Below are 26,030 nucleotides of genomic sequence, written 5' to 3' on the forward strand. Positions count from 1 at the left end.
TCACCCTGAGGTCATGCACAGCACACAACAGATGATCCGGGTCCAGGGCCTGGAGAAGTCGTACGGCGACCTCGCGGTCCTGCGCGGCGTGGACCTCGAGGTCGAGCGCGGCAGCGTGTTCGCCCTGCTCGGTTCGAACGGCGCGGGCAAGACCACCGTCGTACGGATCCTGGCGACGCTGCTCAAGGCCGACGCGGGCACCGCCGTCGTCAACGGCTTCGACGTCGCCACGCAACCGTCGAACGTGCGGGAGTCCTTCAGTCTCACCGGCCAGTTCGCCGCCGTCGACGAGATCCTCAGCGGACGGGAGAACCTCGTGCTGGTCGCGAAGCTGCGCCACCTCCCGGACCCGGGCGCGATCGCCGACGGTCTGCTGGAACGCTTCGCGCTGACCGACGCGGGCGCCCGCAAGGTGTCGACGTACTCGGGTGGCATGCGCCGCCGGCTGGACATCGCGATGAGCCTGATCGGGGATCCGCCGGTGATCTTCCTGGACGAGCCGACGACCGGGCTCGACCCCGAGGCCCGCATCGAGGTGTGGGAGACGGTGCGCGGCCTGGCCGGTCGCGGCACGACGGTGTTGCTCACCACGCAGCATCTCGAGGAGGCCGAACAGCTCGCCGACCGGATCGCGATCCTGCACCAGGGCCGGATCATCGTGACCGGGACGTTGGCCGAGCTCAAGCAGCTGCTGCCGCCCGCCGAGGTCGAGTACGTCGAGAAGCAGCCGTCGCTCGAAGACGTCTTCTTCGCGGTTGTCGGCGACGGTCGGAACGGGAGTTGAGAACAGCCATGGCCACCCACTTCTTCGCTGACACCGCCGCCCTCACCGGTCGGACGCTGCGCCACGTCACCCGCAGCCTGGACACCGTGCTGACGACCGCGATCCTGCCGATCGTGATGATGCTGATGTTCGTGTACGTGTTCGGTGGCGCGATCGACACCGGCCCGGCGGTCCGGTACGTCGACTACCTGCTGCCCGGGATCCTGCTGATCACGATCGGCTCCGGCGTCTCCTACACCGCGTTCCGGCTGTTCATGGACCTGAAGAGCGGCATCTTCGAGCGCTTCCAGTCGATGCCGATCGCCCGGTCGGGCGTGCTGTGGGCGCACGTACTGACCTCGCTCGTCGCGAACCTGATCTCGCTGGTGGTCGTGGTCGGCGTCGCCCTGCTGATGGGCTTCCGCTCCGGCGCGGGCGTGCTGTCGTGGCTCCGCGTCCTCGGCATGCTGGTCCTGTTCATCCTCGCGCTGACCTGGATCGCGGTGATCGTGGGACTGTCGGCGTCCTCGGTCGACGGGGTGGGCGTCTTCTCGTACCCATTGATCTTCCTGCCGTTCGTGAGCTCGGCGTTCGTGCCGACGCAGACCATGCCAGGGCCGCTGCGCTGGTTCGCGGACAACCAGCCGGTGACGTCGATCGTCAACACGATCCGGAGCCTGTTCGCCGGGCAACCGGCCGGCGGCGACAGCTGGACCGCGCTGGCGTGGTGCGCCGGCATCGTGGTGATCGCGTACGCCGGGGCGATGGCCGCCTACCGCCGCAAGATCGCCTGAGGCAGGCTGATCCCATGCTCACCATCAGCCGGCTGGCGGCGTACGCGGGGGTCACGGTCCGGGCGGTGCGCCACTATCACCAGATCGGGTTGCTGCCCGAACCGGAGCGCGATCACTCCGGTTACCGCTCGTACGACGCCGTCGCGGTGGTGCGGCTGATCCGGATCCACACCCTGGCCGAGGCGGGCGTGCCGCTGGCCCGCGTGCAGGAACTGCTGGACGCCGGCCCGGACGAGTTCGCCGACGGGGTCGCGGACATCGACCGCGAGCTGCGCGCCGAGATCCGGCGGCTGCAGGGCAACCGGCGGCGGATCGCCAGCCTCGCCGCGGGGGAGCAGTTGGCCCTGCCGCAGAGCGTCGTGGACTATCTCGACCGGCTGCGCGACCTGGGAGTCGACGAGCGCTACATCGCACTGGAGCGGGACGCCTGGATCATGGTCGCGGCGCAGGCGCCGGACCTGGTCGACCACGTCATCGCGCAGAAGCACCAGGATCTGGCCGATCCCGAGATGGTGCGGCTGTACGGGCTGCTCAGCGAGGTGTTCGACTGGCAGGCCGACGATCCGCGGGTGGTCGAGATCGCCGACATCGTGGAGCGGCGGATGATTCGCGCGGCCCAGGCCGGCGAACTCGGCGACGGCGTCGACAACCCGTTCGTCGACCTGCTGGACGCGACCATGCTCGAGTCCTCGCCGATCGCGCGGCGGATCGTGGCGATCCTGGAGGAGCGCGGCTGGCAGGGCTGGACCAGCATCAAGCGCGTGCCGGCCGACCGGCTCGGCGCACTGGTCGACGACTGATCAGGCCCCGACCAGCGCCGCGTGTCTCCCGGTCGCGAGCGACTCACCCCGGACACTCACCGCTACTGCAGAACCGCCGCAGAAGCATTGCGACCCGGTCCGTAGCATGGAGGACGTGCCGTCGACACTGCCCGAGGGAGAGGTCGCGCCCCGGGACGGGTCGCTGCCGGATGCCGCCGTCGCCGAGGCCGCGCGCCGGCCGTTCGGCTTCTACCTGCACGTCCCGTTCTGCGCGTCCCGCTGTGGCTACTGCGACTTCAACACCTACACCGCCAAGGAGCTCGGCGGCGGTGCCTCGCAGGCGTCGTACGCTGAGACCGCGGTGCAGGAGGTCCGGCTCGCGCGGCGGGTGCTGCCCGACCTGGACCGGCCGGTCGAGACGGTGTTCTTCGGCGGCGGTACGCCGACCCTGTTGCCGGCCGAGGATCTGGGCGCGATGCTCAAGGCCGTGCGCGACGAGTTCGGGCTCGCGCCCGGCGCCGAGGTGACCACCGAAGCCAACCCCGAGTCCGTCGACCAGCGATACCTGGAGGAACTGCTCGAGGCCGGGTTCACCCGGGTCAGCTTCGGCATGCAGAGCGCCTCCTCGCACGTGCTGCGCATCCTCGATCGGCAGCACACGCCGGGCCGGGCCCTGGACGCCGTCAAGGAGGCTACCGCGGCCGGCTTCCGGCACGTCAATCTCGACCTCATCTACGGGACGCCGGGGGAGACGTTCGACGACTGGCGTGCGTCGCTGGAGTCGGCTCTGTCCGCTGAGCCGGACCATGTCAGCGCTTACGCCCTGATCGTCGAGGACGGCACCCAGCTCGCCCGCCGGGTCCGCCGCGGCGAGCTGCCGATGCCCGACGACGATGACCTCGCCGACAAGTACGTGCTCGCCGACGACCTGCTGACTAGCGCCGGATTGACCTGGTACGAGGTGTCGAACTGGGCGAAGGCCGACGACGCCCGCTGCCGCCACAACGAGCTGTACTGGCGCGGCGACACCTGGTGGGGCATCGGCCCCGGCGCGCACAGCCACGTCGGCGGAGTCCGCTGGTGGAACGTCAAACACCCCAGCGCGTACGCCGAACGCATCGCCGCGGGCGAGAGCCCGGCGTACGCGCGGGAGATCCTCGACGAGGAGACCCGCCGCGTGGAGCGCGTGCTGCTCGAGATCCGGCTGCGGGCCGGGCTTCCGGTCGACGTACTGGACGCCGGCGGACGCGCGGCGCTGCCGAAGCTGGACGGGCTGGTCGACCAGTCCGAGGGGCGCCTGGTGCTCACTCGGCGTGGTCGGCTCCTGGCCGACGCCGTCGTCCGGGACCTGCTGCCCTGACGTCCTGGTAAGTCCGGACAAGTCAGCAAACTCCCAGGTAACACAGCATACGGTCATCGGCGTGGCGCTGACCGTGACCAATCGGTCAGCTATGTACTGACGAAGGCGGCCCGGTATCTCAGCGTGACGATGTGGTCCTTGACACATCCGGTTCGAACGCTCGAAACTCAGGTCACTTTCCGAAAGGGGAGCGCTCTCAACCCGTCCGAATCACAGGGAGCAACTCACATGCGGCCCAAGGCCCGCCTCCGCCCCCGCACCACCGTCGCCGTGCTCGCCTGCAGCCTCACCCTGCTGGTCGGCGCCTGTGGCGGCAGCGACCAGCCCGACGCCGCGGCCGGCAAGACCGCCGACGGGCCCCGGGTCGAACTGACCATCGCGACGTTCAACGAGTTCGGCTACAGCGACCTGTACCGCGAGTACGAGGCCGCGCACCCGAGCGTGAAGATCACCGAACGCCGCGCCGCCACCGTCGACGAGCACATCAAGAACCTGGAGACCAATCTGGCCTCGGGGTCCGGGATGGCCGACATCGAGGCGATGGAGGTCAGCTGGATCTACAAGTACCTGGCCAAGGCGGACAAGTTCGTCGACCTGCGCCAGTACGGCGCCGACGAGCTGTCGTCGCGCTGGCTGGACTGGAAGGTGGCCGGCGCCACCGCCCCGGACGGAAAGATCATCGGCTACGGCACCGACATCGGCCCGGAGGCGATCTGCTACCGGCGTGACCTGTTCGCCAAGGCCGGGCTGCCGACCGACCGGGCCGAGGTCGCCAAGCTGTTCCCCGACTGGGCGTCGTACTTCTCCTACGGGCGCCGGTTCAAGGCCAAGGTGCCGAACTCGGCCTGGTACGACTCGGCGGTGCTGACCTGGGAAGCCATGCGCAACCAGCTGATCGAGGCCTACTACTCCAACGAGGACCGCTACCTCGGCGACGAGAACGAGCTGCTGGTCAGGACCTGGAACCAGATCGTCGCGGGCAGCCAGGACGGACTGTCGGCCAAGCTGCCGGCCTGGAGCGACGCCTGGACCAGGGCGTTCCGCTCCGACGCGTTCGCCACGATGGCCTGCCCGGGCTGGCTGCTCGGCGTGATCCAGGACAACGCGGGCTCGTTCGGCAAGGGCAAGTGGGACGTCGCCGACGTGTTCCCCGGCGGCGGCGGGAACTGGGGCGGCTCGTACCTGACCGTGCCGACCCAGTCGACGCAGCCGGAGGAGGCCGCCAAGCTGGCCGCCTGGCTGACGGCGCCGGAACAGCAGATCAAGGTGTTCAAGAAGGTCGGCTCGTTCCCGTCCACCGTCGACGCCTACGACGCCGAGCAGGTGAAGTCGCAGGTGAACGAGTACTTCAACAACGCGCCGGTCGGGAAGATCTTCATCAACCGGGCCAACAACGTGATCCTCAAGCAGCACAAGGGCCCGCGCGACGGTGAGATCAACCAGGTCTTCACCGACGCGCTGGAACGGGTGGACCAGGGCAAGCAGTCCCCGCAGGCGGCGTGGAAACAGGCGCTCCGCGAGGCCGAGAAGGCGGCCAACACCCGAGTGGGCAATTGAGAGTCAGGGACCGAGCCGGCCGGCCAGCCGTGCGTGGCGTTCGGCGCTGGCCGGGTTGAGGCCGACGATGCGCACGGTCTTGCCGTAGCGGGCGTACTTGGTGGTGATCGCGTCCAGCGTGGCCACGCTGGACGCGTCCCACACGTGCGAGCCGGTCAGGTCGATCAGCATTGTGCCGGGATCACCGCGGTAGTCGAACCGGTGCACCAAGTCGCTGCTGGGATCAGCGCCAGCGCGACGACCAGACCGGCCAGCGCCTCGGTCTTCAGCCGCCGGGGCGAGCGCGGGGCCGCCCGGACGGAGGTGAGGTCGGAAGCGGCGAGACGCACCAGGCGCGGATATGTCCGTCGGCCGGGCCGGAAAGGTACTACCGTGTGAAGGTCATTTCGCGTCAAGGAGGTCCCATGGTTGTCGAGGGTCAGGACGGTGGGACTCCGACGTTGGAGCAGGTGGCCGCGCTCGCGGGGGTTTCCCGGGCCACCGTGTCCCGCGTGGTGAACGGTTCGCCGAAGGTGCTGCCCGACACGGTCGCGGCGGTCGAGCGAGCGATCGGCCAGCTCGGCTACGTGCCGAACCGGGCCGCCCGCGCGCTGGTGACGCGGCGTACGGACTCGGTCGCGCTGGTGATGCCCGAGCCGGACAGCCGGGTGTTCTCCGACCCCTTCTTCGCCGGCATCCTCCGCGGGGTGAGCCGCACGCTCGCGCCGACCTCGTCGCAACTGGTCCTGCTGATCGAGCCCGCCGAGGGCGACGACCAGCGCCTGCTGCGTTACCTGCGCGGCGGTCACGTCGACGGCGCGATCATCGTCAGCCACCACGGCCGCGACAACGTGCTGCAGGAGCTGGCCCAGCTGCCGCTGCCGATCGTGTTCAGCGCGCGCCCGCTCGGCGTCGAGGTGCCGGTCGCCAGCGTGGACGTCGACAACGTGGCCGGCGCCCGGACCGCGGTCGAGTACCTGCTCTCGAAGGGCCATCGGCGGATCGGCATCATCGCCGGGCCGCTCGACATGACCGCGGGCCTGGACCGCCTGACCGGCTACCAGCAGGTCGCGGCGGAAGCCGGGTTCCCCGAGGCCGTCGTGATCGGCGACTTCACCGCCGAGGGCGGCGAGCAGGCGACCATCCAGCTGCTCGACGAGCATCCCGACCTGGACGCGATCTTCGTGGCCAACGACCTGATGGCGACGGCGACCTTGCGCGTGCTGTCCCAGCGCGGCCGCCGGGTCCCCGACGACGTCGCCGTGATCGGCTTCGACGACTCGGTGGTGGCGACGACGACCACGCCCCAGCTCACCACGATCCGTCAGCCGGTCGAGAAGCTGGGCGCGCGCCTGGCCGAGCTCCTGCTGGCCAAGATCGGCGGCGCCGACCTGACCAGCCCGGAGATCTACGGCACCGAACTGGTCGTCCGCGGTTCGGCCTGACGGCCGCTACGGCGGGTCGTTCTGGAACTGGAACTGGACCCGGATCGAGGAGTCCAGGGAGACGACCAGCGTCGTGTTCGACGGATTCCAGCGCTGCGGGACGAGAAACAATCGGTTGTCGCCGACAACCAGTACGCGCAGCCCGCGGTAGCGGTAGTTGAAGGTCTGGCCCGCGCCCGGTCGCAGCGCCGTCTCCTCGAGCCCGGGGGAGCGCAGCTGCAACCGTTCCTTCGTGTCCAGGATGACCGCCGGGAAGCGCCCGAGGTTCTCCGCGTCGGACTTGGCCAGTCCGCGGCCGGAGTACTCCGCGGTGGTCGCGGTCGCCCAGAACGCGCACGTCGTGGTGACCACCCCGAGCAGCACGATCAGGATCACCGGCGGACGCCGATCGGCCAGGCGCGCGGCGACGTAGGAGAGATAGCCGAGGGCAGCCGCCGCGAGACCGATGACCAGCGGGACCACCAACGCGTAGTACGGGACGTCGCCGATCGCCGGGTAGAGGAACAGCGCGATCACCCCCAGCACGAGCAGAGCGGCGGCGGCCACGAGCGACCGGCGTACGGCGGTCTGGGTGGGCTTGATCGCGTGGTGCAGCAGCAGACCCGCGACGGCGAGCAGGGTGAGGACGAGCAGGGGGACGAGCAGCGGCTGCGGACTGCGCATCACGTAGTCCTGGGTGCTCAGGCCGATCGTGTCGACGTCGATGCCGAAGTACTCGTACTGCGAGCGCGCGGAGACGTAGCCGAAGTAGAACAGCAGTGCGCTGATCAGCGTGACCGGCGCGACGATGCCGGCCGCGAAGCTCACCCAGCGTTCGATCTGGGCCCGCTGCTCAGCCATCCGAGCCGGTCGGGCTCGGGGCCGGTGACTCCTCCGGTGACGGGGATTCCTCAGGCGACGGTGACTCCTCCGGAGTGGGCGACTCCTCCGGTACGACCCCGCCGTCGACCGTGATGGTCAGCCCGCCGGCCTGCAGGTATTCGCTGTCCACCTTGGAGCACAGGGCCTCGGTCTCGCACGTCACGTCGCCGAAGAGGTTCAGCACGGTGCTGCCCGGACCGGCCTTCTCCAGCACGAGGTAGCAACTGCTCGCGCCGCTGCCGAACTCGCTGCCCTCCACGCACGCCGGCCCGTCCGGGCACGATCCCGAACCGAACCGTACGACCGACGGGTTGGTCAGCTCGTACCGGAGCACCTTGATCTGCACGCCGGACGGCAGTTCCCCGCCGTTCCAGCCGGGCGCGAAACAGGACCGGCCCTTGTCGTCGAACTCGACCTGACCGCCGACCGGCAGCTTCGCGTTCTTGATCGCGGGCTTGGACTGCGGGGTCTGCGGCCGCTCGGCCTCGGTCGGCTCGATCGACGGCTCGTCGGTGCTGTCCGAAGCGACCGGCGCACTGGTCGAGTCGCCACCGGTCTGGTCACCGCCGGCGTCGTCGGTGCTGTTTCCGCTCCCGTCCGAGCATCCCGCCAGGCACAGCACCAGCAGGATCGTGGATGCCTTTCCCCACCGGGACATCAGCATCACCCCCACTGGCCAGAATGACCCCGGTGCGGCGACCCGGCAACAGTTCGGCCGGCTTTGTTCACTCTCCGCTGCCGACCTCTGTTTCCACCGCCGGGCGCGTGGTATTCCTCGTAGTGGACGAGGGGGGAGACCATGTCCGACCACGAGATCCGGATCGCGCTGGTGCTCAACGGCGGCGTCAGCCTGGCGGTCTGGATGGGCGGTGTCACCCACGAGCTCGATCTGATCCGTCGCGCGTCCGCGGGCGGCGACGCACCGCCCGCCCAGCCGTACGACGAACTGCTGGCGCAGCGCTGGCGCGACCTGTGCCGCCGCGACGGGGAACAGCGCAAGGTCGTCGTCGACGTGATCGCCGGGACCAGCGCGGGCGGCCTGAACGGGTCTTTGCTCGCGACCGCTGTCGCGCACGGCTCGACGCTCGACCCCGGCGACGACAACGGGCCGTGGCTGCGGCAGAAGTGGGTCGGGCTGGGATCGCTGGAGGTCGGCATGCTCGTCCCGGCCGTCGGCAAGCCGTCCACGTCGGTGCTCGACGGGGACTACTTCCTGACCGAGCTGAAGGAGTTGCTCAGGGGCGTCGCCGGGGGCGGCCGGTCCGCCGCGGCCGAGCCGGTGACGTTGTTCGTCACGGCGTCCGGGCTCGGGGTCCAGCAGTTCGAGGCGAAGGACGCGGCCGGGCAGCGGTTCGTCGTACCGGATCACCGGTATCTGTTCGCCTTCACCAGCGAGCACCGCGCCTTGTACGACGGCCCGACGCGGTCGTTCTCGCTGGATCCGGTCAACGGGCTGAGCGACACCAAGCTGCTCGCCCGGGCCGCGCGGGCGTCGGCGTCGTTCCCGGTCGCCTTCGGACCGGTGCTGGAGACACCGAACATGGCCGCGAGTCCGCCCCGCGTGCAACCCGGTCAACAGCAGGCGGGATCGGGCGCCTGGCTGATCGACGGCGGCGTACTCGACAATGCGCCGTTCGGGCCGGTGCTGGACGTCGTCGCCCGGCGGCCGGTGACAAGCAAGGCCAGCCGATACGTCCTGTACGTCGTACCGTCGGCCGGGATCGGTCTGGCCGCGACCCGGTTGCCCGAGGCCACCGAGCCGAGCTGGCGGGTCGCGGCGTTGTCGGCCGTGCAGTTCCCGCGCGAGGTGGACTTCCGCTCCGACGTCGAGCAGCTCGAACGGTTGCTGCTCGAGGCGGACGCGTCCTGGTCCGACACCCAGCGGCTGTTCGACCGGTGCATGCATCACCCGGAGGACCGGGGCGCGCTGCACAAGGCCGCCGCGCTGCTGCAACCGGCGTACTCGCGTGGGCGGGCGGCCGGTGGCGTGTGGGAGGCCGTCACGGTCGCCTCGCCGGACCGGCCGACCGTGCTGGACGCGGCGACGGCGTTGTCGGAGCAGGAGATCGACGAGATCCTCGCGACCGACCATCCGTGGGTCCCCGGGCCGGACGGGTCGACGGCGTTGCTGCGCCGGGACGTCGACGGAAATCCCTGCTGGCCGTGGGGAACGGGCGCGGCGGAGCGCGTCGTACGGCTGGTGCTGCGGTCGCTGCGGACGCAGATCGACACTGCCGGGCCGGTCGAGCGCGACGAGCTGGAGAAGTGGCTCAAGGCATCGAGTGACACGCTGCTGAAGGTGCAGGCGGTGCGGGACGCGTTGTCGGCCGAGCTGACCGCGGCCGATCTCGACCTGCGCCCGGCCGGTGGCGCGGAGGCGGTCGCGGTCGCGGTGAACGACATCTTCGAGTCGCTGCAGATCCAGCGGGCCCTCGGCGACGAGTTCGCCTCCCTGGTCGCGGCCGTCGGGCCGGTGATGGTGGACACCGCGCTGGAGGTCGAGATCGTGTCGCGGTGCACCTCGGCGCGGAACCCGCTGCAGCGCAGTGCGCCGTTCCAGTTCCTCCGGCTCGGGCCGGACATCCCGCTCACGCTGCTGGACGAGCTGCCGGAGGGATCGATCGCGAACGAGCTGAAGGACAGGATCCTGTACGGCACACAGGTCGGTCACTTCGGCGCGTTCGGTGCGGCCGAGTGGCGGCGCTGGGACTGGCTGATGGGCCGGCTGCACTGCGTCGCGCATCTCGGGGCGATGCTCGGCGCGGAGCCGGCGTGGATCCGGGAGACGCAGCGGCAGGTGCTGGCCGCGGAGGAGTGGACCGTCGACGACCTGGCGCAGCAGGTGCGCAAGCTGGCCGAGGACTTCCCAGTCGACGCCGGGCTCGGTGCGCTGACGACGATGCGCGACGAGCTGAACGGCTCCAAGGCGGGCCGCGCGACGACCAGGGGACTGGCCGACCGGCTCGTCGACGTGTCGGGTGGGGTGAGTCCGCAGGTCGGCGATTGGGTGAAGGCTTCGGCGGCGCGCAGGAACGAGCCGCGGTCCTGGCTGCTCGGGCTGGTCCGGTGGTTCACGGCGCCGGCGCGGGAGACGTTGTGGAACCGGCTGGTGCGGTCACCGGATCTGGGTGAGGTCCGACGGCCGTTGGTGTTCCAGCAGTGGTTGCCGATTGCGGCCGCGGGGGTCGGGGTGCTGCTGCTCGTTGTCGCGGGGGTGGTGGAGGCGGCCGGCGTACGGGTTGTGGCTGCTTTGCTGGCCGGGGTGGTGCTGACCCTTGCGGCGGTGCTGTTCGTCGTGTCGACGTACGTGCGCAGGGCGCGGCGGCGAATCCGGCGGTGGATCGAAGCGCGGCTGCCCGAGATCAGTCCATCGTCACGAAATCGATGAGTTCCTCGACCCGGCCGAGCAGGGCGGGTTCGAGGTCGGCGAAGCTCTTCACCTTCGACAGGATGTGCTTCCAGGCGGCCGCGACGTCGGCCTGGTCGGTGGCCGGCCAGCCGAACGTCTTCAGCACGCCCTTCTTCCAGTCCTCACCGTGCGGGATCCGCGGCCACTCGGCGATGCCGACCGACGACGGCTTGACCGCCTCCCAGATGTCGATGAACGGGTGCCCGACGACCAGCACGTGCCGGTTGTTCACCTGGGCCGCGATCTTCGACTCCTTCGAGCCCTCGACCAGGTGGTCCACCAGTACGCCGAGCCGCCGGCCCGGGCCCGGCTGGTACCGGTTGACGATGGCCGGCAGGTCGTCGATGCCCTCCAGGTACTCGACGACCACGCCCTCGATCCGCAGGTCGTCACCCCAGACCCGCTCGACCAACTCCGCGTCGTGCCGGCCCTCGACGTAGATCCGGCTCGCCCGCGCCACCCGGGCCCGCACGTTGTCCACCGCGACCGACCCGGACGCCGTCCGGGTCTTCTTCGCCGGCCCCGCCTTCTTCGGCGCGACCAGACTCACCGGCTTGCCCTCCACCCAGAACCCCGGCCCCATCGGGTAACTCCGGATCTTGCCGAACCGGTCCTCCAGGTCGACCACCCCGTGCTCCCACCGCACCACCGCCCCGACGAACCCCGAACTCGGCTCCTCGACAACCATCCCTTTTTCCAGCTCCAGGTCGACGGTCCGCCCGTTCTTGGGCTTGCGCCAATCCCCGGCCAGCACGTCGTTCCCATACCTGTCAGCCACCGGTAAACCGTAAGCGCCGAGCAAGGCGAGGGAAGCACCGACGCGCCTTCACCAGAGGGACGTCGTACGCGTGGGTGTTCGCGAATCGGTCCTTGGTCCCGTGATCCCGAAGTCGCGGGCGATGTCGGCGTTGGTCTCGGGGGAGTCCCAGTCGTCGGTCGCCCCAAACCTCCGGTGCAGCGAGCCGCGATTCACCACGATCTCGTCATCGTGCTGGACGACCTGCTGCGTCGGTTCGGTCATGGCCACCCATTCTGCTCTAGACCGGAGTCGAATGCTTGTCCATTCGCGGAGCGTCACCGAACGGTTGGTGCCGCGTGGCTGGACTGGTTGGTTCGCTGGGGGACGGCGATGGTGAGACCCAGGTAGATGAGCAGGCCAGCGGCCAGGCCCACCAGCCACGAGTAGTCGTACAGGGGCTGGAGGAACGGGATCAACCCGTCGTCGGGGAAGGGACCGCCGTACGCGCCGCCCACGGCGAGCAGGGAGCCGATGCAGGTGGCGACGACGGCTCGCCAGTTCCAGCCGGCGGTGTACCAGTAGCGGCGGTGGGGGAGGTAGAGGTCCGCGAGTTGCAGGTGGGTGCGGTCGATCAGCCAGTAGCCGGCGATCAGGACGCCCGCGATGGAGGCGAGCAGGCCGCCGTAGAAGCCGAGCCAGGCGAAGATGTAGATGTCGGGATCGGTGAGCAGCCGCCACGGCTGGATCAGGACGCCGATCACCCCGGTCAGCAGGCCCGCCGTACGGAACGTGAGCCAGCGGGGCAACGCGTTGGCGAAGTCGTACGACGGGCTGACGACGTTCGCGGCGACGTTGCACGACATCGTGGCCAGGATCGCCATCACCAGGCCGATCGTGACCACCACCGGGTTCTCGAAGCGGCGGGTCAGTTCGACCGGGTCCCAGATCGCCGAGCCGTAGACCACGACCGTGCCGGAGGTGGTGACGATCGAGACCAGCGCGATGAACGACATCGTCGTCGGCAGGCCGATGATCTGCCCGAGCACCTGCTGGCGCTGGCCGGCGCCGAACCGGGTGAAGTCGGGCATGTTCAGCGACAGCGTCGCCCAGAACGCGATCATGCCCATCAGCGACGGCGCGAAGATCGTCCAGAAGTCCGCGTCCCAGCCCAGCGCCGACGGCTGCGACAGGATCGGGCCGGGCCCACCGGCCTTGACCAGGATCGCGATCATCAGTGCGAGGAAGGCGACCGTGACCAGCGGCGCGGCCCAGTTCTCGAACCGCCGCAGACCCTCGATGCCGCGCCAGATCAGCCACATCTGCAGCACCCAGAAGAATGCGAAGCTCAGCCACAGCGTCCACGGATGCCCGCCGATCGCCGACGCGTTCTGCCAGCCGGAACCGGCCAGCTCACCGACGATGACGTGGATCGCCTGGCCGCCGATCCACGTCTGGATGCCGAACCACCCGCAGGCCACGAAGGCGCGCAGCAGCGCCGGGAAGTTCGCGCCGCGCACGCCGTAGAAGGCCCGCGCGAACACCGGGAACGGGATCCCGTACTTCGTGCCCGCATGGCTGTTCAGCAGCAGCGGGACCAGCACGATCAAGTTGCCGAGCGTGATGGTCAGGAACGCCTGCAGCCAGTTCATCCCGATCGCGACCAGACCCGAGGCGAGCAGGTAGCTGGGGATGTTGTGCGCCATGCCCATCCACAGCGCCGCGTAGTTGTACGTCGTCCAGCGCCGCTCGGCGATCCGCGTCGGCGCCAGCTCCTCGTTGCCGTACCGGCTCTGCGCGACCACGGCCGGGTCGTCGAGCTCGACCCTTCCGTCCGGGTGACCGAGCTGATCCGTGCTGACCATTGGTCCCACCCCATCCCGTCGATGCTTCGCAACAACGTGCGGGATGAGCTGTCACTGTGTCAACGGACAACTACTTCTGGTGCTCGCCGCCCAGCCCGAGCATCGGCAGCGCCGGCCGGCGCGGAGTCCCCAGGACGCAGTACCCGCGGCGTACGGCCTGCTCCAGGTGCTCGACCGGCCAGGGCCAGTCGTCGGTGTGCTTCAGCGCGTTCTCGAGCGACGTACCGGCGTGGTGCAGCCCGGAGATCGTGTTCGCGACCGTGCCCAGATCGCCCGCCTGCTCGCGGACGAACTCCGCGTCGACGACTGCGCCGTGCCCGGGCACGACCTTCGACTCCGCGCCGAGCAGGCCGATCACCCGGTCGAGCGTCTCCGGCCACTCCAGCGGATACGAGTCGTCCCCGTACGACGGCGGCGCGGACTCCTCGACCAGATCGCCGACGAAGAACACGTCCACGTCCGGCACGACGACCACGACGTCGCCGTCGGTGTGCCCGTTGCCCAGATGCAGCAGCTCGACCCGCCGGCCGCCCAGGTCGATCACCTTGGCCACCGCGAAAGTGTTGTCGACGGCAACCAACTCGGTCGCGGCCACCTCGGCCAGCACCTCGGCCGGGATCTCCGGGTACGCCGGGTCGGTGCCCGGGTTGTCGCGGTAGTGCTCCTGCAGCGCGGGTCCCCGCTCGGCCAGCGCGGCCGCGGCGTTCTCGTGCGCATAGCTCGCCGCCTCGGTGAAGACCGCATTCCCGAAGGTGTGGTCGAAGTGCGCGTGCGTGTTGACCACCCACTTCACCGGCAGGTCGGTCAGCATACGGATCTCGGCCAGCACCTGCTCGGCCTGCGCGGTCGACGCGCGCGGATCGATCACCAGCGCGCCGTCGTCACCGACGACCAGCCCGACGTTCAGGTCCCACTCGCGATACCGGCGGACCCAGCATCGATCGCCCAGCTCGGTCCACTCACTCATACCGCCGACCTTAGCCGCGGCCTCAGTGGGTCAGCACGTCACCCTGCTGCACGTCCGACCTCTCGACGCCGTGCAGCATCAGCCCGACGTTGTCGCCGGCCGTCGCTCGGTCCGTCGTGCGGCGGAACATCTCCACCGCGGTGACGACGGTGCGCAGCACCTCGGCACCGCCCCGCTGCACGGCCACCGAATCGTTCACCCGGACCACGCCGGCCAGCACCCGGCCGGTGACGACCGTGCCACGACCCGTGATCGAGAACACGTCTTCCACCCGCAACTGGAACGGCACGTCGTCCTGCAGCCGCGGCGGCTCGGCCGGCGCGGTGTCCTGCGGGCGCTCGTCGTTCTTCCAGAACTTCCATCCCATGCCGGTGACCCTATGCGGTGGCCGGTTCCGGAAAGCGGCATCCAGCGGGCGGAACGGGGGTTGAAGGGGCTCCGGCCGCCGCTTAGGGTCGCCTAGGCAGTTCCAAAGATCCGATCTCTGAAGGGCGGGCGGCGTGACGACACGACGGGCACTGGTGGTCCGGGGCGGCTGGGAAGGTCATCTCCCGGTCGAGGCGACCGAGCTGTTCATCCCCTTCCTGCGCGACAACGGGTTCGAGGTGACCGTTTCGGAGAGCACCTCGAGCTACCTCGACCTGGACGGCACCGACCTGGTGCTGCAGTGCATCAGCATGGGCGACATCACCGCCGAGGAGGTCAAGGGCCTGGAGACCGCGGTCCGCAACGGCACCGGCCTGGCCGGCTGGCACGGCGGCATCGTCGACTCGTTCCGCAACAGCGCCGACTACAGCTTCATGACCGGCGGCCAGTTCGTCTCGCACCCGGGCGGCTTCGTCGACCACCGGATCGACGTGGTCTCCGATCACCCGATCGTCGAGGGCATCACGCAGTTCGACCTGCACACCGAGCAGTACTACGTGCACGCCGACCCGACCAACACCGTGCTGGCCACGACCACGTTCCGGGCCCACCCGGACTTCCCGTGGATCGAGGGCGCGACGATGCCGGCGGTCTGGACCCGCACCTGGGGCGACGGCAAGGTCTTCGTCTGCACGCCGGGTCACACCCTGGCCGACCTGGAGCAGCCCGAGGTCCGCACGATCATCGAGCGGGGGCTGCTGTGGGCGAGCAAGTGAGCCGCGTCGGCATCGTCGGTACCGGGGTCATCAGCGGCACCTATCTCGACCACCTGGCCAAGCTGCCGGGCGTCGAGGTGGCCGCCGTCGCCGACCTGGACGTCGCGCGGGCGCAGACGGTGGCCGACGCGCACCCCGGCGTACGGGCGTTGTCGACGGACGAGCTGATGGCCGACCCGGACGTCGACATCGTGCTCAACCTGACCATCCCGGCCGCGCACGCATCAGTCCACCGGGCCGCGCTCGAGGCCGGCAAGCACACGTACGGCGAGAAGCCGCTGGCGGTCGACCGCGCCGAGGCCCAGCCGCTGCTCGCGCTGGCCGAGGAGAAGGGGCTGCGGATCGGCTGCGCGCCGGACACCGTGCTCGGCACCGGCACCCAGACCGCCCGGGCCGTGATCGACCGCGGCGACATCGGCGTACCGACGGCCGCGAGTGCGTCGTTCGTCACGCCGGGCCACGAGTTGTGGCACCCGGCGCCGGAGTTCTACTACCAGCCCGGCGGTGGCCCGCTGCTCGACATGGGCCCGTACTACGTCACCAGCCTGGTCACGCTGCTCGGTCCGGTACGCCGGGTGACCGGCCGCGCCGGCCGCTCGCAGGACGAGCGCAAGGTGCACACCGGGCCGCGCGCCGGGCAGACCTTCCCGGTCGACGTCCCGACGCACGTCACCGGCATCCTCGAGCACGAGTCGGGCGCGCTGACGACCGTGCTGATGTCGTTCGACGTCTGGGCCGCACGACTGCCGCGGATCGAGATCTACGGCACCGAGGGCAGCCTGTCCGTGCCCGACCCGAACGCCTTCGACGGGACGGTCGAGATCGCGACCGCGTCCCGGCGCGAGTGGACCGAGGTCCCGGTCGCCGGCGGGTACGCCGGAGCCGGGCGCGGTGTCGGGGTTGCTGACCTGGCGCGCGCGATCCGTACCGGCGGGCCGCACCGGGCGGACGGCGCGCTGGCCTTCCACGTGCTCGACGTCCTGGAGTCGGTGCTCGAGGCCGCGGCCAAGGACCAGCCGGTGGACGTCACCAGCACGGTCGAGCGGCCGGCCGCAGTACCGTTGGGAGCCTCGCCCGAAACTGCCTGAGGCGCCAACCTCTGCTACGGGTCGGTAGACTGGCACTCGGACTGTCTGAGTGCCAGAGCCGGATACTGAGCCCGAGGGAAGAGAGGGTGGTGCGCGTGCTGGACGAGCGCAAACTGGACGTACTCCGGGCCATCGTCGAGGACTACGTGGCCACGCACGAGCCGGTCGGCTCGAAAACTCTGGTCGACCGGCACAATCTCGGCGTCTCGCCGGCCACCGTCCGCAACGACATGGCCGCGCTGGAGGAGGAGGGGTACATCACCCAGCCGCACACCAGCGCCGGCCGGATCCCGACCGACGCCGGCTACCGGCTGTTCGTCGACAAGCTGAGCACGGTCAAGACGCTGTCCGCGGCCGAGAAGAAGGCGATCTCGTCGTTCCTCGGCGGCGCGGTCGACCTGGACGACGTCGTCCGCCGTACGGTGCGGCTGCTGGCCCAGATCACCCGCCAGGTCGCGATCGTGCAGTACCCGACGCTGACCCGGTCCAGCGTGCGGCACGTCGAGGTGGTCACGATGACCCCGCGGCGGATGCTGCTGGTGCTGATCACCAGCACCGGCCGGGTCGAGCAGCGCATCGTCGAGGCGCCGGACGACGTCGACGAGCAGCTGGTCGCCGACCTGCGCTCCCGGCTGAACACGGCGCTCACCGGCAAGCGGCTGACCGACGCGGCCACCGCGCTGGCGGGCCTGCCCGAGACCTTCCCGCCGGTCGACCGCGCCCTGGTCGCGGCGATCGTGACGACCCTGCTGGAGGCGTTCACCGACGAGGGCGAGCAGCGCATCGCCGTCGGTGGCGCGGCCAACCTGACCCGGTACGGCGACGACTTCGAGCGCAACGTGAAGCCGGTGCTGGAGGCGCTCGAGGAGCACGTGATCCTGCTCAAGCTGCTCGGCGAGGCCACCCACCCGCAGACGCTGACGGTCCGGATCGGGCACGAGAACCCGTACGAGGAACTGGCCACCACCTCGGTGGTCGCGACCGGGTACGGCTCCAAGTCGGAGGCGCTGGCCACGCTCGGCATCGTCGGCCCGACCCACATGGACTATCCCAGCACGATGGGCGCGGTTCGTGCCGTCGCGCGTTACGTCAGCCAGATCCTGGCCGACTCCTGATGACTTTCCCCTACCTCTGGTCTGGAGTATGAGCACCGATTACTACGCCGTCCTCGGCGTCAGCCGTGACGCGTCCCAGGACGAGATCAAGAAGGCCTACCGCAAGCTGGCCCGCCAGTACCACCCGGACGTGAACGACTCCGAGGACGCGCACGCCAAGTTCCAGGAGATCGGCCGCGCCTTCCAGGTGCTGAGCGACCCGCAGAAGAAGCAGGTCCACGATCTCGGCGGCGACCCGTTCGCGAGCGCCGGACCGGGCGGGGCGGGCGCGGGCTTCGGCCAGGCGTTCACCTTCACCGACATCATGGACGCCTTCTTCGGCCAGACCGGCGGCGCGACCCGCGGACCGCGGCCGCGCACCCGGCGTGGCCAGGACGCGCTGATCCCGCTGCGGATCGACCTGAGCGAGGCGGCCTTCGGCACGACCCGTGAGCTCAAGGTCGACACCGCTGTGGTGTGCCCGACGTGTTCGGGCTCGGGTGCGGCGGCGGGCTCCGAGCCGGTCACCTGCGAGATCTGCCACGGCCGCGGTGAGGTCACCCACACGCAGCGCTCGTTCCTCGGCGAGGTCCGGACGATGCGCCCCTGCCCGAACTGCCGCGGCTTCGGCACCACCATTCCCAACCCGTGCGTCGAGTGCTCCGGCGACGGCCGCGTGCGCTCGCGGCGTACGGTCACCGTGAAGATCCCCGGCGGTGTCGACAGCGGCACCCGCGTGCAGCTGTCCGGCCAGGGCGAGGTCGGCCCGGGCGGCGGCCCGGCCGGCGACCTGTACGTCGAGATCGAGGTCGAGCCGCACGAGATCTTCAGCCGCAACGGCGACGACCTGCACTGCACGGTCACGCTGCCGATGACCGCGGCCGCGCTCGGGACGACGATCGACCTGCCGACGCTGGAGGGCGAGACGACGCCGCTGGAGATCCGTCCCGGCACCCAGTCCGGCACGGCGATGACGCTCACCGCCCGCGGTGTCCCGCGCCTGCGCCACGCCGGCCGCGGTGACCTGATCGTGCAGATCATCGTCGAGACCCCGACGAAGATCGACGACCAGCAGGCCCAGTTGTTGCGCGACCTGGCCGCCGCCCGGGGCGAGGAGCGCCCGCAGGGCCAGGTCCAGGCCACCCACAAGGGCGTCTTCGGCCGCCTCCGCGACGCCTTCGGCGCCCACTGAGCAGCCGGCCCCCGGCACCGACGATGGGACTCCCGGTCTTCCACCTCGCCGACCTGGGCGAGGACGTGCGGGCTGCTCCCGGCGTAGCCGGGGACACCACCTCCGCCGCAGGTGAGGAGCTGGTGCTCGACGGCGCGGAAGGCCGGCACGCCGCCGTCGTACGGCGGATCGGTCCGGGCGAGCGAGTCCGGCTGACCGACGGCCGGGGGGGTTTCGCCGAAGGTGCTGTGGTGGCCGCGAGCAAGTCGGGCATCACCGTCGCCGTCGACCGGCGGGGATCGGTTCCTCAACCGACGCCGCGGCTGGTCGTCGTCCAAGCTCTGCCGAAGGGGGAGCGGGCCGAGCTCGCGGTGGAGATGCTGACCGAGGTCGGCGTCGACCTGATCGTGCCCTGGAACGCGGACCGCAGTCAGTTCCGCGCCAATTCCGAGCGGGTCGAGAAGACGCTGACCAAGTGGCGGTCGTGGGCGTTCGAGGCGAGCAAGCAGTCCCGGCGGAGCTGGTTCTGCGAGGTCGCCCCGGTGGCGTCGACGGCTGACGTCGCGCGACTGCTGAGCGGCGCCGCGCTGGCCGCCGTACTGCACGAGGAAGCCAAGACGCCGCTCGCGACCCTCACCCCACCGACCACCGGCGACGTGGTGATCGTGGTCGGCCCCGAGGGCGGGATCACCGACGCCGAGCTGGAGACCTTCGGCGCCGAGCCGGTGCTGCTCGGCGACACCGTGCTGCGGACGTCGACCGCCGGTGTCGCCGCCGCGGCGGTCCTGCTCGCCCACGGCCGCTGGATCGCGTCGGGACCTTGACCACCACCGCGGGACCGCGGACAGGTTGTGCCCTGACCGCAGTCCCGGCTTCCTGTCCTGAGTTGTCCCGACCACCCCGGAGGACCGCGGTTTGAGCTCGATGGACTGGCTGGAGTGGCACGCGTCGTACGAGGACGAGGAGTCGCCGTTGAGCCGCCGGCTGGCCTCGGTCCAGCGGGCGATCCGGCAGCACCTGGACGCCGAACCGGACGGCCCGATCCGCGTCGTCAGCGCGTGCGCCGGACAGGGCCGTGACCTGATCGAGGTCCTCGCCACCCATCCGGCCCGCGGCCGCGTCACCGCCCGGCTGGTCGAGCTCGACCACCGCAACGCCGGCCTGGCTCGCGCCGCCGCGACCGTGAACGGCCTGACCGGAGTCGAGGTGGTCGAGGCCGACGCCGGCCGCACCGACGCGTACGCCGGCGCCGTACCGGCCGACCTGGTGATGTTCTGCGGCGTCTTCGGCAACATCAGCGACGCCGACGTCGAGGCCACCGTCCAGGCGCTGCCGCAGTTCTGCGCGCCCGGCGCGACGGTGATCTGGACCCGCGTCCGCGAGGAGCCGAACCTGTGCCCGGCGATCCGCGGCTGGTTCGCCGGCGCCGGCTTCGAGGAACTCTCGTACGACGCCCCGGACGACGTGCTCTGGTCGGTCGGCGTGCACCGCCTGACCGCCGACCCGCGGCCGCTCGAGACCGGCCGGCAGCTGTTCAGCTTCGTCCGGCCGCCGGACGGGCGTTCTACTTGACCAGGATCGACTTCGTGTCGGTCGAGGTCTGCCGGCCGTCGGCGACCGACACCTCGAACACCTCCAACGTGTAGCGCCCGGCGGGCAGCTTGGCCACGACGAACGAGTACGGCGTGAACTTGTACGCCTCCTGGGTCGTCGCCACCCCCTCGTCGACCACCCGCTTGGTGTCGTCGGAGGTGATCCGCCAGTTCAGCTGGGCCTCATGGGCGGCGGCGACGCCGCTGACCTTCAGCGGCGACCGCACGACCGCGCCGTTCTCGGGCGTCGTGATCCAGATGAACGCCTGTACGTCGAGCGACTGGGCGCGTCCGAGCGGCTGCTTGATCTCGACGCCGAACAGGTGGGTCACCGGCTTGCCGCGCAGCGTCACCTCGATCGGGACGGTCTGTCCGCTCGCGCCCTGGACCGTGTAGACGAGCTGCTGCAGCGCCATCTGCGCCACGCCCTGATCGAGCCGTTCCGTGGGCAGCTTGGCGAAGTCCACGGTCGTCAGCGCGCCGGACAACCGGACCTCCGAGACCTGCGCACCGATCCACGGTGAGGTGTAGTCGGGGTCGCTGGACTTGCCCGCCACCATCAACTGCAGCGCCGAGTACGTCGGCCGGCCCTCGAACTGCGCGAAGGTCCGGTACAGCCGAAGGCCCGCGCCGGTGTCGATCCCGTCCGTCCGGCCCAGCCAGTAGACCGGGATCGCCCCGGAGCCCTTGGGCTCCAGCTTGCCGCTCTTCGTCGGCAGCGCGGTCGGCCTCGACTCGCTCGGAGTGGTCGCCGACGGACTGGGGGCGGCGCTGGGCGGCAACGAGCTCTCCACGGAACCGGTCGCGGTGGCGGTGGTCTTCGGAGCGCCGGCCACCTCGCTGTCACCGGCTGGCCGGTCCTCGCCGTTCAGCAGCGCGAAGGCGCCGATCGCGGCCGCGGTCCCGACCACGGCCGCACCGGTCGTGACCACCCAACCCCGGCGGTTGACCGGCGCGCGCTGGCTCCGCACCCGGGCCTGGATCTCGTGCAGCCCGTCGGCCGGCTCGATCCGGTCGGCCTCGGAGTGCAGGGCCCGCCGCATCAGCTCGTCGAACTCGTCGTTCGGGTGCTCACTCATGCGTTCCGCTCCAGGACCTGGCGCAGCGACTTGGTCGCCCGCGCGGCATGGCTCTTCACCGATCCCCGGCTGATCCCCATCGTGTCGGCGATCTCCGCCTCCGACAGCTCACCGTAGTACCGCAGCACCATCACGGTGCGCTGCTTCTCCGGCAGGGTGCGCATCGCTTCGATCACCCGGTCGGTCTCCGCGGTGCGCAGGACGGCCTGCTCCGCGCTCGGCTCGTCGGGCAGCGAACGTGGCATGTGCTTGTCCACGACGACCAGATGCCGCTGCCGGGACCGGCACCGGTTCACCACGGCGGTCCGCAGGTACGCCAGCGCCTTGTGCGGATCACGCAGCCGGTGCCAGCGCGCGTGCATCGCGACGAAGGCGTCCTGCACGATCTCCTCGGCCGCGCCCCGGTCACGCAGCAGCAGGGCGCCGAGGCGGACCAACGACGTGTAGTGCGCCGTGTAGACAGCCGTCAGCGCCTCGTCGGCGTTCCACGAGGACTCCTGAGCCACGCACTCGTCATACACCACCGCCGGTTGTGCCACGTGACGATGACGCGACGGACCTGTCCCAGGTTGACAACCTTCCGCCGATTCGTTCTGGTCAGGTGACCTGCGACGCATCAGGAGCCCCGATGAGACAGCACGGCAACCACCACTGGTCCGGCCACCGCGAACTCACCACGGCCGCGGTCGACCGCCTGTACGCCGTACTCGCGGGCCCCGACGGGCGCATCCGCGGTGTCGGGCGGGACCGGTACGCCGCCGAGCTCGACCGTGCCCAGGCTCGACAGGACCGGACCTTCGCCGTCGGCCTGATCACGAAACGTCGCCAACACCGGCCGAACCATCCCGTACGCCGGCCTCGGCCCGACCCTGCACTCGGCGTACACGAATCCCGACGTCCAGCGGCAGCACTTCCTGGCCGACCCGTTCCGCCCGGGCCCCGACAACCTGCGGATCGCCGCCGACTTCGTCACCACCGAACTGCGCCTCGCCCGGCGCTCGAGCGGACGTGCGCTGACGCGGCACCTCGGAGCGGCCGTGCACGCGATGCAGGACAGCTACAGCGGAGCGCATGCCTGGCGAGACTACGCGGTGTACTCGGGCGACCCCACAGCAGCCGTCCAGGCTCTGCACGTGTTCACCCCCGGGCATCTGATCGGCATCGACGACGGCCGGAACACGCACGCCGGGGCGTTCGACCAGCCGCCGGCTGGGTCCGGGACGGTCCGGGCCGCGGTCGAGGCGACGTACCGGATCCTGGCGGCACACGAGCTCGGGCTGCGGGATCCCGACCTGGCGGAGCTGGTCCTGCGGGAGACGCTCGAACCGCTGGTCAGGGCTTCGGGCGCGGGCGTGGTGGTCAGCTTGGTGGCTGACGCGCGGTGGCGTGCCGAACGTGACCGGCGGCTTGAACTGGGCAAAAGTGCTGGTCAGCGGCCTGTCGAGGGGTGAACCGGGGTTTTATCGGATGGCGGTGTCGGAGCCTGCGGCTAGCATGGATCAGGTCATCGTCACCAGGCACCAGGAGGAAAGGCTGTCCAGGCCACGCAGTATCGAGCCGTCGCACCCGGATGCGACGCGCGCCGGCGGTAGCGAACCGCCGAAGGCGACCCACAAGGTCGTCGTGCCGAACAGCATCGACATGGTGGCGCTGCTCGGCGCCCGGGACGAGTTCCTCCGGATCGTCGAGAAGGAGTTCGCCGCCGACATCCACGTCCGCGGCAACGAGATCACGATGAACGGCGAGCCGGCCGAGCTGGCGCTGGCCGAGCGGCTGATCGACGAGCTGATCGCCGTCGTCCGGACCGGTCACGGGCTGACCGCCGACTCCGTCGAGCGCAGCATCGCGATGATCAAGGCCGAGACCGTCGAGAGCCCGGCCGACGTGCTGACCCAGAACATCCTGTCCAGCCGGGGCCGCACGATCCGTCCCAAGACGCTGAACCAGAAGCGCTACGTGGACGCGATCGACAAGAACACGATCGTGTTCGGCATCGGCCCGGCCGGTACCGGCAAGACCTACCTGGCGGTGGCCAAGGCGGTCCAGGCGCTGCAGGCCAAGGAGGTCAACCGGATCATCCTGACCCGGCCGGCCGTCGAGGCCGGCGAGCGGCTCGGCTTCCTGCCCGGCACGCTGTCGGAGAAGATCGACCCGTACCTGCGCCCGCTGTACGACGCGCTGCACGACATGCTCGACCCCGAGTCGATCCCGCGGCTGATGACGGCCGGCACGATCGAGATCGCGCCGCTGGCCTACATGCGCGGCCGGACGCTGAACGACGCCTACATCATCCTGGACGAGGCGCAGAACACCTCGCCCGAGCAGATGAAGATGTTCCTCACCCGGCTCGGTTTCGGCTCCAAGATGGTGGTCACCGGCGACGTCACCCAGGTCGACCTGCCGACCGGCACGAACTCCGGCCTGCGGGTGGTGCAGGACATTCTCGAAGGCGTCCAGGACCTGACGTTCTGCCGGCTCACGTCGCACGACGTCGTCCGGCACAAGCTGGTCGGCCGGATCGTGTCGGCCTACGAAAACTACGAAGGCAGCGCTGAACCGAACCGATGAACGTCGAGGTCAACAACGAGTCCGGCGTGGAGATCGACGCCCACGGACTGATGCGGCTGAGCCGCTTCGTGATGTCGAGCCTGCGCCTGCACCCCGAGTGCGAGCTGTCGATCAAGCTGGTCGACGAGGACACGATGGCGCGCTACCACGTCGAGTTCCTGGACCTGCCCGGCCCGACCGACGTGATGTCGTGGCCGATGGACGAGCTGCGTCCGGGCAGTGACAACGACGACGCCGAGCCCCCGCTCGGGCACCTGGGCGACATCGCCCTGTGCCCGACGGTGGCGGCCGCGCAAGGCGCCAAGGCCGGTCACGGCACCTGGGCCGAGCTCGAGCTGCTGACCGTGCACGGCATTCTGCACCTGCTCGGCTACGACCACGCCGAACCGGCCGAGAAGGCGGAGATGTGGGAAGTCCAGGGGCGGCTGCTGGAAGCCTGGCGCGCACCGGGAAACCGGCTCGGCGAGGAGTGACGCTGCGGTGAGCTACCACGACGGCGTCCTGCTGGTTGTGGCTGCGGTGCTCGTTCTGCTCGCCGGTGTGTTCGCCGGCGCCGAGGCGGCCATCTCGGCGTACTCGAAGGTGCGGGCCGACGAGCAGGTCGAGCAGGGCAACACCCGCGCGGTCCGGTTGCGCGACCTGCTCACCGACGCCCCGCGCTACCTGAACACCCTGCTCCTGGTCCGGCTGAGCTGCGAGATCACCGCGATCGTGCTGGTCACCCAGGCGCTGTCCAACGTGCTCACGGTGACCTGGGAGCACATCCTGGTCACCGCCGTGGTGATGGTGGTGATCTCCTACGTGATCATCGGCGTCGCCCCGCGCACGCTCGGCCGGCAGCACTCCGACCGGTTCGCGATGCTGTCGGCCGGCCCGATCATGGCGCTGACCACCGTGCTCGGCCCGATCCCGAAGCTGCTGATCCTGATCGGCAACGCGCTCACCCCGGGCAAGGGCTTCGCGGCCGGCCCGTTCGCGACCGAGTCCGAGCTGCGCGCGCTGGTCGACCTGGCCGAGAAGTCCGCGGTGATCGAGTCCAACGAGCGCCAGATGATCCACTCGGTCTTCGAGCTCGGCGACACGATCGTGCGCGAGGTGATGGTGCCGCGCACCGACATGGTCTACATCGAGCGGCACAAGAAGCTGCGCCAGCTGACCTCGCTGGCGCTGCGCTCGGGGTACTCGCGGATCCCGGTGGTCGGCGACTCGCTCGACGACATCCTCGGCGTGGTCTACCTCAAGGACGTGATGCGCCGCGTCTACGACAACGCCCAGTCGGAGTCGACCGAGCGGGTCGAGTCGGTGATGCGCCCGTGCATGTACGTGCCGGACTCCAAGCCGGTCGACGAGCTGCTGCGTGAGATGCAAGCGGCCCGGATGCACGTCGCGATGGTCGTCGACGAGTACGGCGGCACCGCCGGCCTGGTCACCATCGAGGACATCCTGGAGGAGATCGTCGGCGAGATCACCGACGAGTACGACGAGGCGCCGGAGCCGGTGCAGGCGCTGTCCGACGGCGCCTTCCGGGTCTCCAGCCGCTACCCGATCGACGAGCTCGGCGAGCTGTTCGGCGTCCCGCTGGACGACGACGACGTCGACACCGTCGGCGGGCTGATGGCCAAGCTGCTCGGCAAGGTGCCGATCCCGGGCGCCCAGGTCGAGATCGAGGGGCTGGGTCTGTCCCTCACCGCGGAACGGCCGTCCGGCCGCCGCAACCAGATCGGTACGGTGCTGGTCCGGCGAACCGACGAGCTCGCCGAGCAGCCGCAGGACAGCAGTCACCAGACTGCCTGACGCCG

The 26,030-nt window shown here is 70.2% G+C and carries 28 protein-coding genes; 17 read left to right on the forward strand and 11 right to left on the reverse strand.

What is annotated here, in order from left to right; all coding sequences use genetic code 11:
• The first annotated feature begins 13 nt into the window (after positions 1–13).
• The 5 genes from ACQPXM_RS13695 to ACQPXM_RS13715 all read left to right on the forward strand — a co-directional run bounded on the left by ACQPXM_RS13695 (position 14) and on the right by ACQPXM_RS13715 (position 5,235).
• Positions 14–784, forward strand: a complete 771-nt coding sequence (locus ACQPXM_RS13695; protein WP_432948430.1) for an ABC transporter ATP-binding protein — start codon at positions 14–16, stop codon at positions 782–784.
• Positions 785–792: 8 nt separating this feature from the next.
• Positions 793–1,557, forward strand: a complete 765-nt coding sequence (locus tag ACQPXM_RS13700; protein WP_432948432.1) for an ABC transporter permease — start codon at positions 793–795, stop codon at positions 1,555–1,557.
• A 14-nt stretch (positions 1,558–1,571) separates the two neighbouring features.
• Positions 1,572–2,357 carry a MerR family transcriptional regulator gene (locus tag ACQPXM_RS13705; protein WP_432948434.1) on the forward strand — a complete coding sequence of 262 codons (786 nt, stop codon included), beginning with the start codon at positions 1,572–1,574 and terminating at the stop codon, positions 2,355–2,357.
• Positions 2,358–2,472: 115 nt separating this feature from the next.
• The gene (gene hemW, locus ACQPXM_RS13710; RefSeq protein ID WP_432948436.1) at positions 2,473–3,678 is read left to right on the forward strand and encodes a radical SAM family heme chaperone HemW; all 1,206 of its coding nucleotides are present in this window, start codon (positions 2,473–2,475) and stop codon (positions 3,676–3,678) included.
• A 228-nt stretch (positions 3,679–3,906) separates the two neighbouring features.
• On the forward strand, positions 3,907–5,235 hold the full coding sequence (locus ACQPXM_RS13715; RefSeq protein ID WP_432948438.1) for an ABC transporter substrate-binding protein: 1,329 nt from the start codon (positions 3,907–3,909) through the stop codon (positions 5,233–5,235).
• A 3-nt stretch (positions 5,236–5,238) separates the two neighbouring features.
• On the opposite strand, the gene ACQPXM_RS13720 is transcribed toward ACQPXM_RS13715, so the two are convergent.
• Positions 5,239–5,442, reverse strand: coding sequence for an STAS domain-containing protein (locus ACQPXM_RS13720; RefSeq protein ID WP_432948440.1), 204 nt, complete (start codon positions 5,440–5,442; stop codon positions 5,239–5,241).
• Between the two features lie 197 nt (positions 5,443–5,639).
• On the opposite strand from ACQPXM_RS13720, the gene ACQPXM_RS13725 reads away from it, so the two are divergent.
• Positions 5,640–6,659 (forward strand): LacI family DNA-binding transcriptional regulator, encoded by a 1,020-nt coding sequence (locus ACQPXM_RS13725; protein WP_432948442.1) that lies wholly within the window; start codon positions 5,640–5,642, stop codon positions 6,657–6,659.
• Between the two features lie 6 nt (positions 6,660–6,665).
• Here the strand turns inward: ACQPXM_RS13725 and ACQPXM_RS13730 are convergent, their stop codons facing one another.
• Both ACQPXM_RS13730 and ACQPXM_RS13735 read right to left on the reverse strand, forming a co-directional pair.
• Positions 6,666–7,499 carry a hypothetical protein gene (locus tag ACQPXM_RS13730; RefSeq protein ID WP_432948444.1) on the reverse strand — a complete coding sequence of 278 codons (834 nt, stop codon included), beginning with the start codon at positions 7,497–7,499 and terminating at the stop codon, positions 6,666–6,668.
• Complete coding sequence (locus ACQPXM_RS13735; RefSeq protein WP_432948446.1) at positions 7,492–8,178, reverse strand: hypothetical protein; 687 nt, start codon at positions 8,176–8,178, stop codon at positions 7,492–7,494. Before ACQPXM_RS13735 ends, ACQPXM_RS13730 begins: the two co-directional genes overlap by 8 nt.
• A gap of 141 nt (positions 8,179–8,319) precedes the next feature.
• On the opposite strand from ACQPXM_RS13735, the gene ACQPXM_RS13740 reads away from it, so the two are divergent.
• Complete coding sequence (locus tag ACQPXM_RS13740; RefSeq protein ID WP_432948448.1) at positions 8,320–10,908, forward strand: DUF3376 domain-containing protein; 2,589 nt, start codon at positions 8,320–8,322, stop codon at positions 10,906–10,908.
• Here the strand turns inward: ACQPXM_RS13740 and ACQPXM_RS13745 are convergent.
• The 5 genes from ACQPXM_RS13745 to ACQPXM_RS13765 all read right to left on the reverse strand — a co-directional run bounded on the left by ACQPXM_RS13745 (position 10,883) and on the right by ACQPXM_RS13765 (position 14,864).
• Positions 10,883–11,707 carry a DUF3097 domain-containing protein gene (locus ACQPXM_RS13745; RefSeq protein ID WP_432948449.1) on the reverse strand — a complete coding sequence of 275 codons (825 nt, stop codon included), beginning with the start codon at positions 11,705–11,707 and terminating at the stop codon, positions 10,883–10,885. The genes ACQPXM_RS13740 and ACQPXM_RS13745 overlap by 26 nt on opposite strands.
• A gap of 48 nt (positions 11,708–11,755) precedes the next feature.
• Positions 11,756–11,950, reverse strand: coding sequence for a hypothetical protein (locus ACQPXM_RS13750; protein ID WP_432948451.1), 195 nt, complete (start codon positions 11,948–11,950; stop codon positions 11,756–11,758).
• Positions 11,951–12,003: 53 nt separating this feature from the next.
• A complete protein-coding gene (locus tag ACQPXM_RS13755) occupies positions 12,004–13,530 on the reverse strand; it encodes an NCS1 family nucleobase:cation symporter-1 (RefSeq protein ID WP_432948453.1) in 1,527 nt (508 codons plus the stop codon).
• Positions 13,531–13,600: 70 nt separating this feature from the next.
• Positions 13,601–14,497, reverse strand: a complete 897-nt coding sequence (locus tag ACQPXM_RS13760) for an MBL fold metallo-hydrolase (RefSeq protein ID WP_432948454.1) — start codon at positions 14,495–14,497, stop codon at positions 13,601–13,603.
• A 22-nt stretch (positions 14,498–14,519) separates the two neighbouring features.
• Complete coding sequence (locus tag ACQPXM_RS13765) at positions 14,520–14,864, reverse strand: EF-Tu/IF-2/RF-3 family GTPase (protein ID WP_432948456.1); 345 nt, start codon at positions 14,862–14,864, stop codon at positions 14,520–14,522.
• 133 nt (positions 14,865–14,997) lie between these two features.
• Here ACQPXM_RS13765 and ACQPXM_RS13770 point away from each other — a divergent pair, with 133 nt between their 5' ends.
• The 6 genes from ACQPXM_RS13770 to ACQPXM_RS13795 all read left to right on the forward strand — a co-directional run bounded on the left by ACQPXM_RS13770 (position 14,998) and on the right by ACQPXM_RS13795 (position 20,564).
• Positions 14,998–15,639, forward strand: coding sequence for a ThuA domain-containing protein (locus ACQPXM_RS13770; RefSeq protein WP_432948458.1), 642 nt, complete (start codon positions 14,998–15,000; stop codon positions 15,637–15,639).
• Complete coding sequence (locus ACQPXM_RS13775; RefSeq protein WP_432948460.1) at positions 15,624–16,727, forward strand: Gfo/Idh/MocA family protein; 1,104 nt, start codon at positions 15,624–15,626, stop codon at positions 16,725–16,727. The genes ACQPXM_RS13770 and ACQPXM_RS13775 overlap by 16 nt, the downstream gene beginning before the upstream one ends.
• A 95-nt stretch (positions 16,728–16,822) precedes the next feature.
• Complete coding sequence (hrcA, locus tag ACQPXM_RS13780) at positions 16,823–17,842, forward strand: heat-inducible transcriptional repressor HrcA (protein ID WP_432951015.1); 1,020 nt, start codon at positions 16,823–16,825, stop codon at positions 17,840–17,842.
• A gap of 28 nt (positions 17,843–17,870) precedes the next feature.
• Positions 17,871–19,013, forward strand: coding sequence for a molecular chaperone DnaJ (dnaJ, locus tag ACQPXM_RS13785; RefSeq protein ID WP_432948462.1), 1,143 nt, complete (start codon positions 17,871–17,873; stop codon positions 19,011–19,013).
• Between the two features lie 23 nt (positions 19,014–19,036).
• Positions 19,037–19,816 carry a 16S rRNA (uracil(1498)-N(3))-methyltransferase gene (locus ACQPXM_RS13790; RefSeq protein WP_432948463.1) on the forward strand — a complete coding sequence of 260 codons (780 nt, stop codon included), beginning with the start codon at positions 19,037–19,039 and terminating at the stop codon, positions 19,814–19,816.
• A gap of 100 nt (positions 19,817–19,916) precedes the next feature.
• On the forward strand, positions 19,917–20,564 hold the full coding sequence (locus ACQPXM_RS13795; protein WP_432951017.1) for an SAM-dependent methyltransferase: 648 nt from the start codon (positions 19,917–19,919) through the stop codon (positions 20,562–20,564).
• Here the strand turns inward: ACQPXM_RS13795 and ACQPXM_RS13800 are convergent.
• The 3 genes from ACQPXM_RS13800 to ACQPXM_RS13810 all read right to left on the reverse strand — a co-directional run bounded on the left by ACQPXM_RS13800 (position 20,557) and on the right by ACQPXM_RS13810 (position 22,495).
• Positions 20,557–21,663, reverse strand: a complete 1,107-nt coding sequence (locus tag ACQPXM_RS13800) for a Gmad2 immunoglobulin-like domain-containing protein (protein WP_432948465.1) — start codon at positions 21,661–21,663, stop codon at positions 20,557–20,559. The two genes, ACQPXM_RS13795 and ACQPXM_RS13800, sit on opposite strands and share 8 nt — an antisense overlap.
• A complete protein-coding gene (locus ACQPXM_RS13805) occupies positions 21,660–22,169 on the reverse strand; it encodes a SigE family RNA polymerase sigma factor (RefSeq protein ID WP_237771132.1) in 510 nt (169 codons plus the stop codon). The genes ACQPXM_RS13800 and ACQPXM_RS13805 overlap by 4 nt, the downstream gene beginning before the upstream one ends.
• Before the next feature lie 110 nt (positions 22,170–22,279).
• Positions 22,280–22,495, reverse strand: a complete 216-nt coding sequence (locus tag ACQPXM_RS13810) for a hypothetical protein (protein WP_432948468.1) — start codon at positions 22,493–22,495, stop codon at positions 22,280–22,282.
• Positions 22,496–22,700: 205 nt separating this feature from the next.
• On the opposite strand from ACQPXM_RS13810, the gene ACQPXM_RS13815 reads away from it, so the two are divergent.
• The 4 genes from ACQPXM_RS13815 (at position 22,701) to ACQPXM_RS13830 (ending at position 26,025) form a co-directional block, all read left to right on the forward strand.
• A complete protein-coding gene (locus tag ACQPXM_RS13815) occupies positions 22,701–23,114 on the forward strand; it encodes a hypothetical protein (protein ID WP_432948470.1) in 414 nt (137 codons plus the stop codon).
• Between the two features lie 190 nt (positions 23,115–23,304).
• Entirely contained in the window at positions 23,305–24,231 is a 927-nt protein-coding gene (locus ACQPXM_RS13820; RefSeq protein WP_432951019.1) for a PhoH family protein, read from the forward strand.
• Positions 24,228–24,704, forward strand: coding sequence for an rRNA maturation RNase YbeY (gene ybeY, locus ACQPXM_RS13825; protein WP_077013115.1), 477 nt, complete (start codon positions 24,228–24,230; stop codon positions 24,702–24,704). The genes ACQPXM_RS13820 and ybeY overlap by 4 nt, the downstream gene beginning before the upstream one ends.
• Positions 24,705–24,711: 7 nt before the next feature.
• Positions 24,712–26,025, forward strand: a complete 1,314-nt coding sequence (locus ACQPXM_RS13830; protein ID WP_432948472.1) for a hemolysin family protein — start codon at positions 24,712–24,714, stop codon at positions 26,023–26,025.
• Positions 26,026–26,030: the final 5 nt, after the last annotated feature.

The organism is Kribbella sp. CA-253562 (assembly GCF_050942265.1).
Lineage (GTDB): Bacteria > Actinomycetota > Actinomycetes > Propionibacteriales > Kribbellaceae > Kribbella.

Coding starts and splice junctions, on each gene's coding strand:
- ACQPXM_RS13795 (WP_432951017.1), top strand. CDS start 19,917: ATGGACTGGCTGGAGTGGCACGCGTCGTACGAGGACGAGGAGTCGCCG.
- ACQPXM_RS13800 (WP_432948465.1), bottom strand. CDS start 21,663: ATGAGTGAGCACCCGAACGACGAGTTCGACGAGCTGATGCGGCGGGCC.
- ACQPXM_RS13715 (WP_432948438.1), top strand. CDS start 3,907: ATGCGGCCCAAGGCCCGCCTCCGCCCCCGCACCACCGTCGCCGTGCTC.
- ACQPXM_RS13820 (WP_432951019.1), top strand. CDS start 23,305: ATGGTGGCGCTGCTCGGCGCCCGGGACGAGTTCCTCCGGATCGTCGAG.
- ACQPXM_RS13735 (WP_432948446.1), bottom strand. CDS start 8,178: ATGTCCCGGTGGGGAAAGGCATCCACGATCCTGCTGGTGCTGTGCCTG.
- ACQPXM_RS13750 (WP_432948451.1), bottom strand. CDS start 11,950: ATGACCGAACCGACGCAGCAGGTCGTCCAGCACGATGACGAGATCGTG.
- ACQPXM_RS13730 (WP_432948444.1), bottom strand. CDS start 7,499: ATGGCTGAGCAGCGGGCCCAGATCGAACGCTGGGTGAGCTTCGCGGCC.
- ACQPXM_RS13755 (WP_432948453.1), bottom strand. CDS start 13,530: ATGGTCAGCACGGATCAGCTCGGTCACCCGGACGGAAGGGTCGAGCTC.
- ACQPXM_RS13790 (WP_432948463.1), top strand. CDS start 19,037: ATGGGACTCCCGGTCTTCCACCTCGCCGACCTGGGCGAGGACGTGCGG.
- ACQPXM_RS13695 (WP_432948430.1), top strand. CDS start 14: ATGCACAGCACACAACAGATGATCCGGGTCCAGGGCCTGGAGAAGTCG.
- ACQPXM_RS13700 (WP_432948432.1), top strand. CDS start 793: ATGGCCACCCACTTCTTCGCTGACACCGCCGCCCTCACCGGTCGGACG.
- ACQPXM_RS13765 (WP_432948456.1), bottom strand. CDS start 14,864: ATGGGATGGAAGTTCTGGAAGAACGACGAGCGCCCGCAGGACACCGCG.
- ACQPXM_RS13740 (WP_432948448.1), top strand. CDS start 8,320: ATGTCCGACCACGAGATCCGGATCGCGCTGGTGCTCAACGGCGGCGTC.
- ybeY (WP_077013115.1), top strand. CDS start 24,228: ATGAACGTCGAGGTCAACAACGAGTCCGGCGTGGAGATCGACGCCCAC.
- ACQPXM_RS13760 (WP_432948454.1), bottom strand. CDS start 14,497: ATGAGTGAGTGGACCGAGCTGGGCGATCGATGCTGGGTCCGCCGGTAT.
- dnaJ (WP_432948462.1), top strand. CDS start 17,871: ATGAGCACCGATTACTACGCCGTCCTCGGCGTCAGCCGTGACGCGTCC.
- ACQPXM_RS13725 (WP_432948442.1), top strand. CDS start 5,640: ATGGTTGTCGAGGGTCAGGACGGTGGGACTCCGACGTTGGAGCAGGTG.
- ACQPXM_RS13705 (WP_432948434.1), top strand. CDS start 1,572: ATGCTCACCATCAGCCGGCTGGCGGCGTACGCGGGGGTCACGGTCCGG.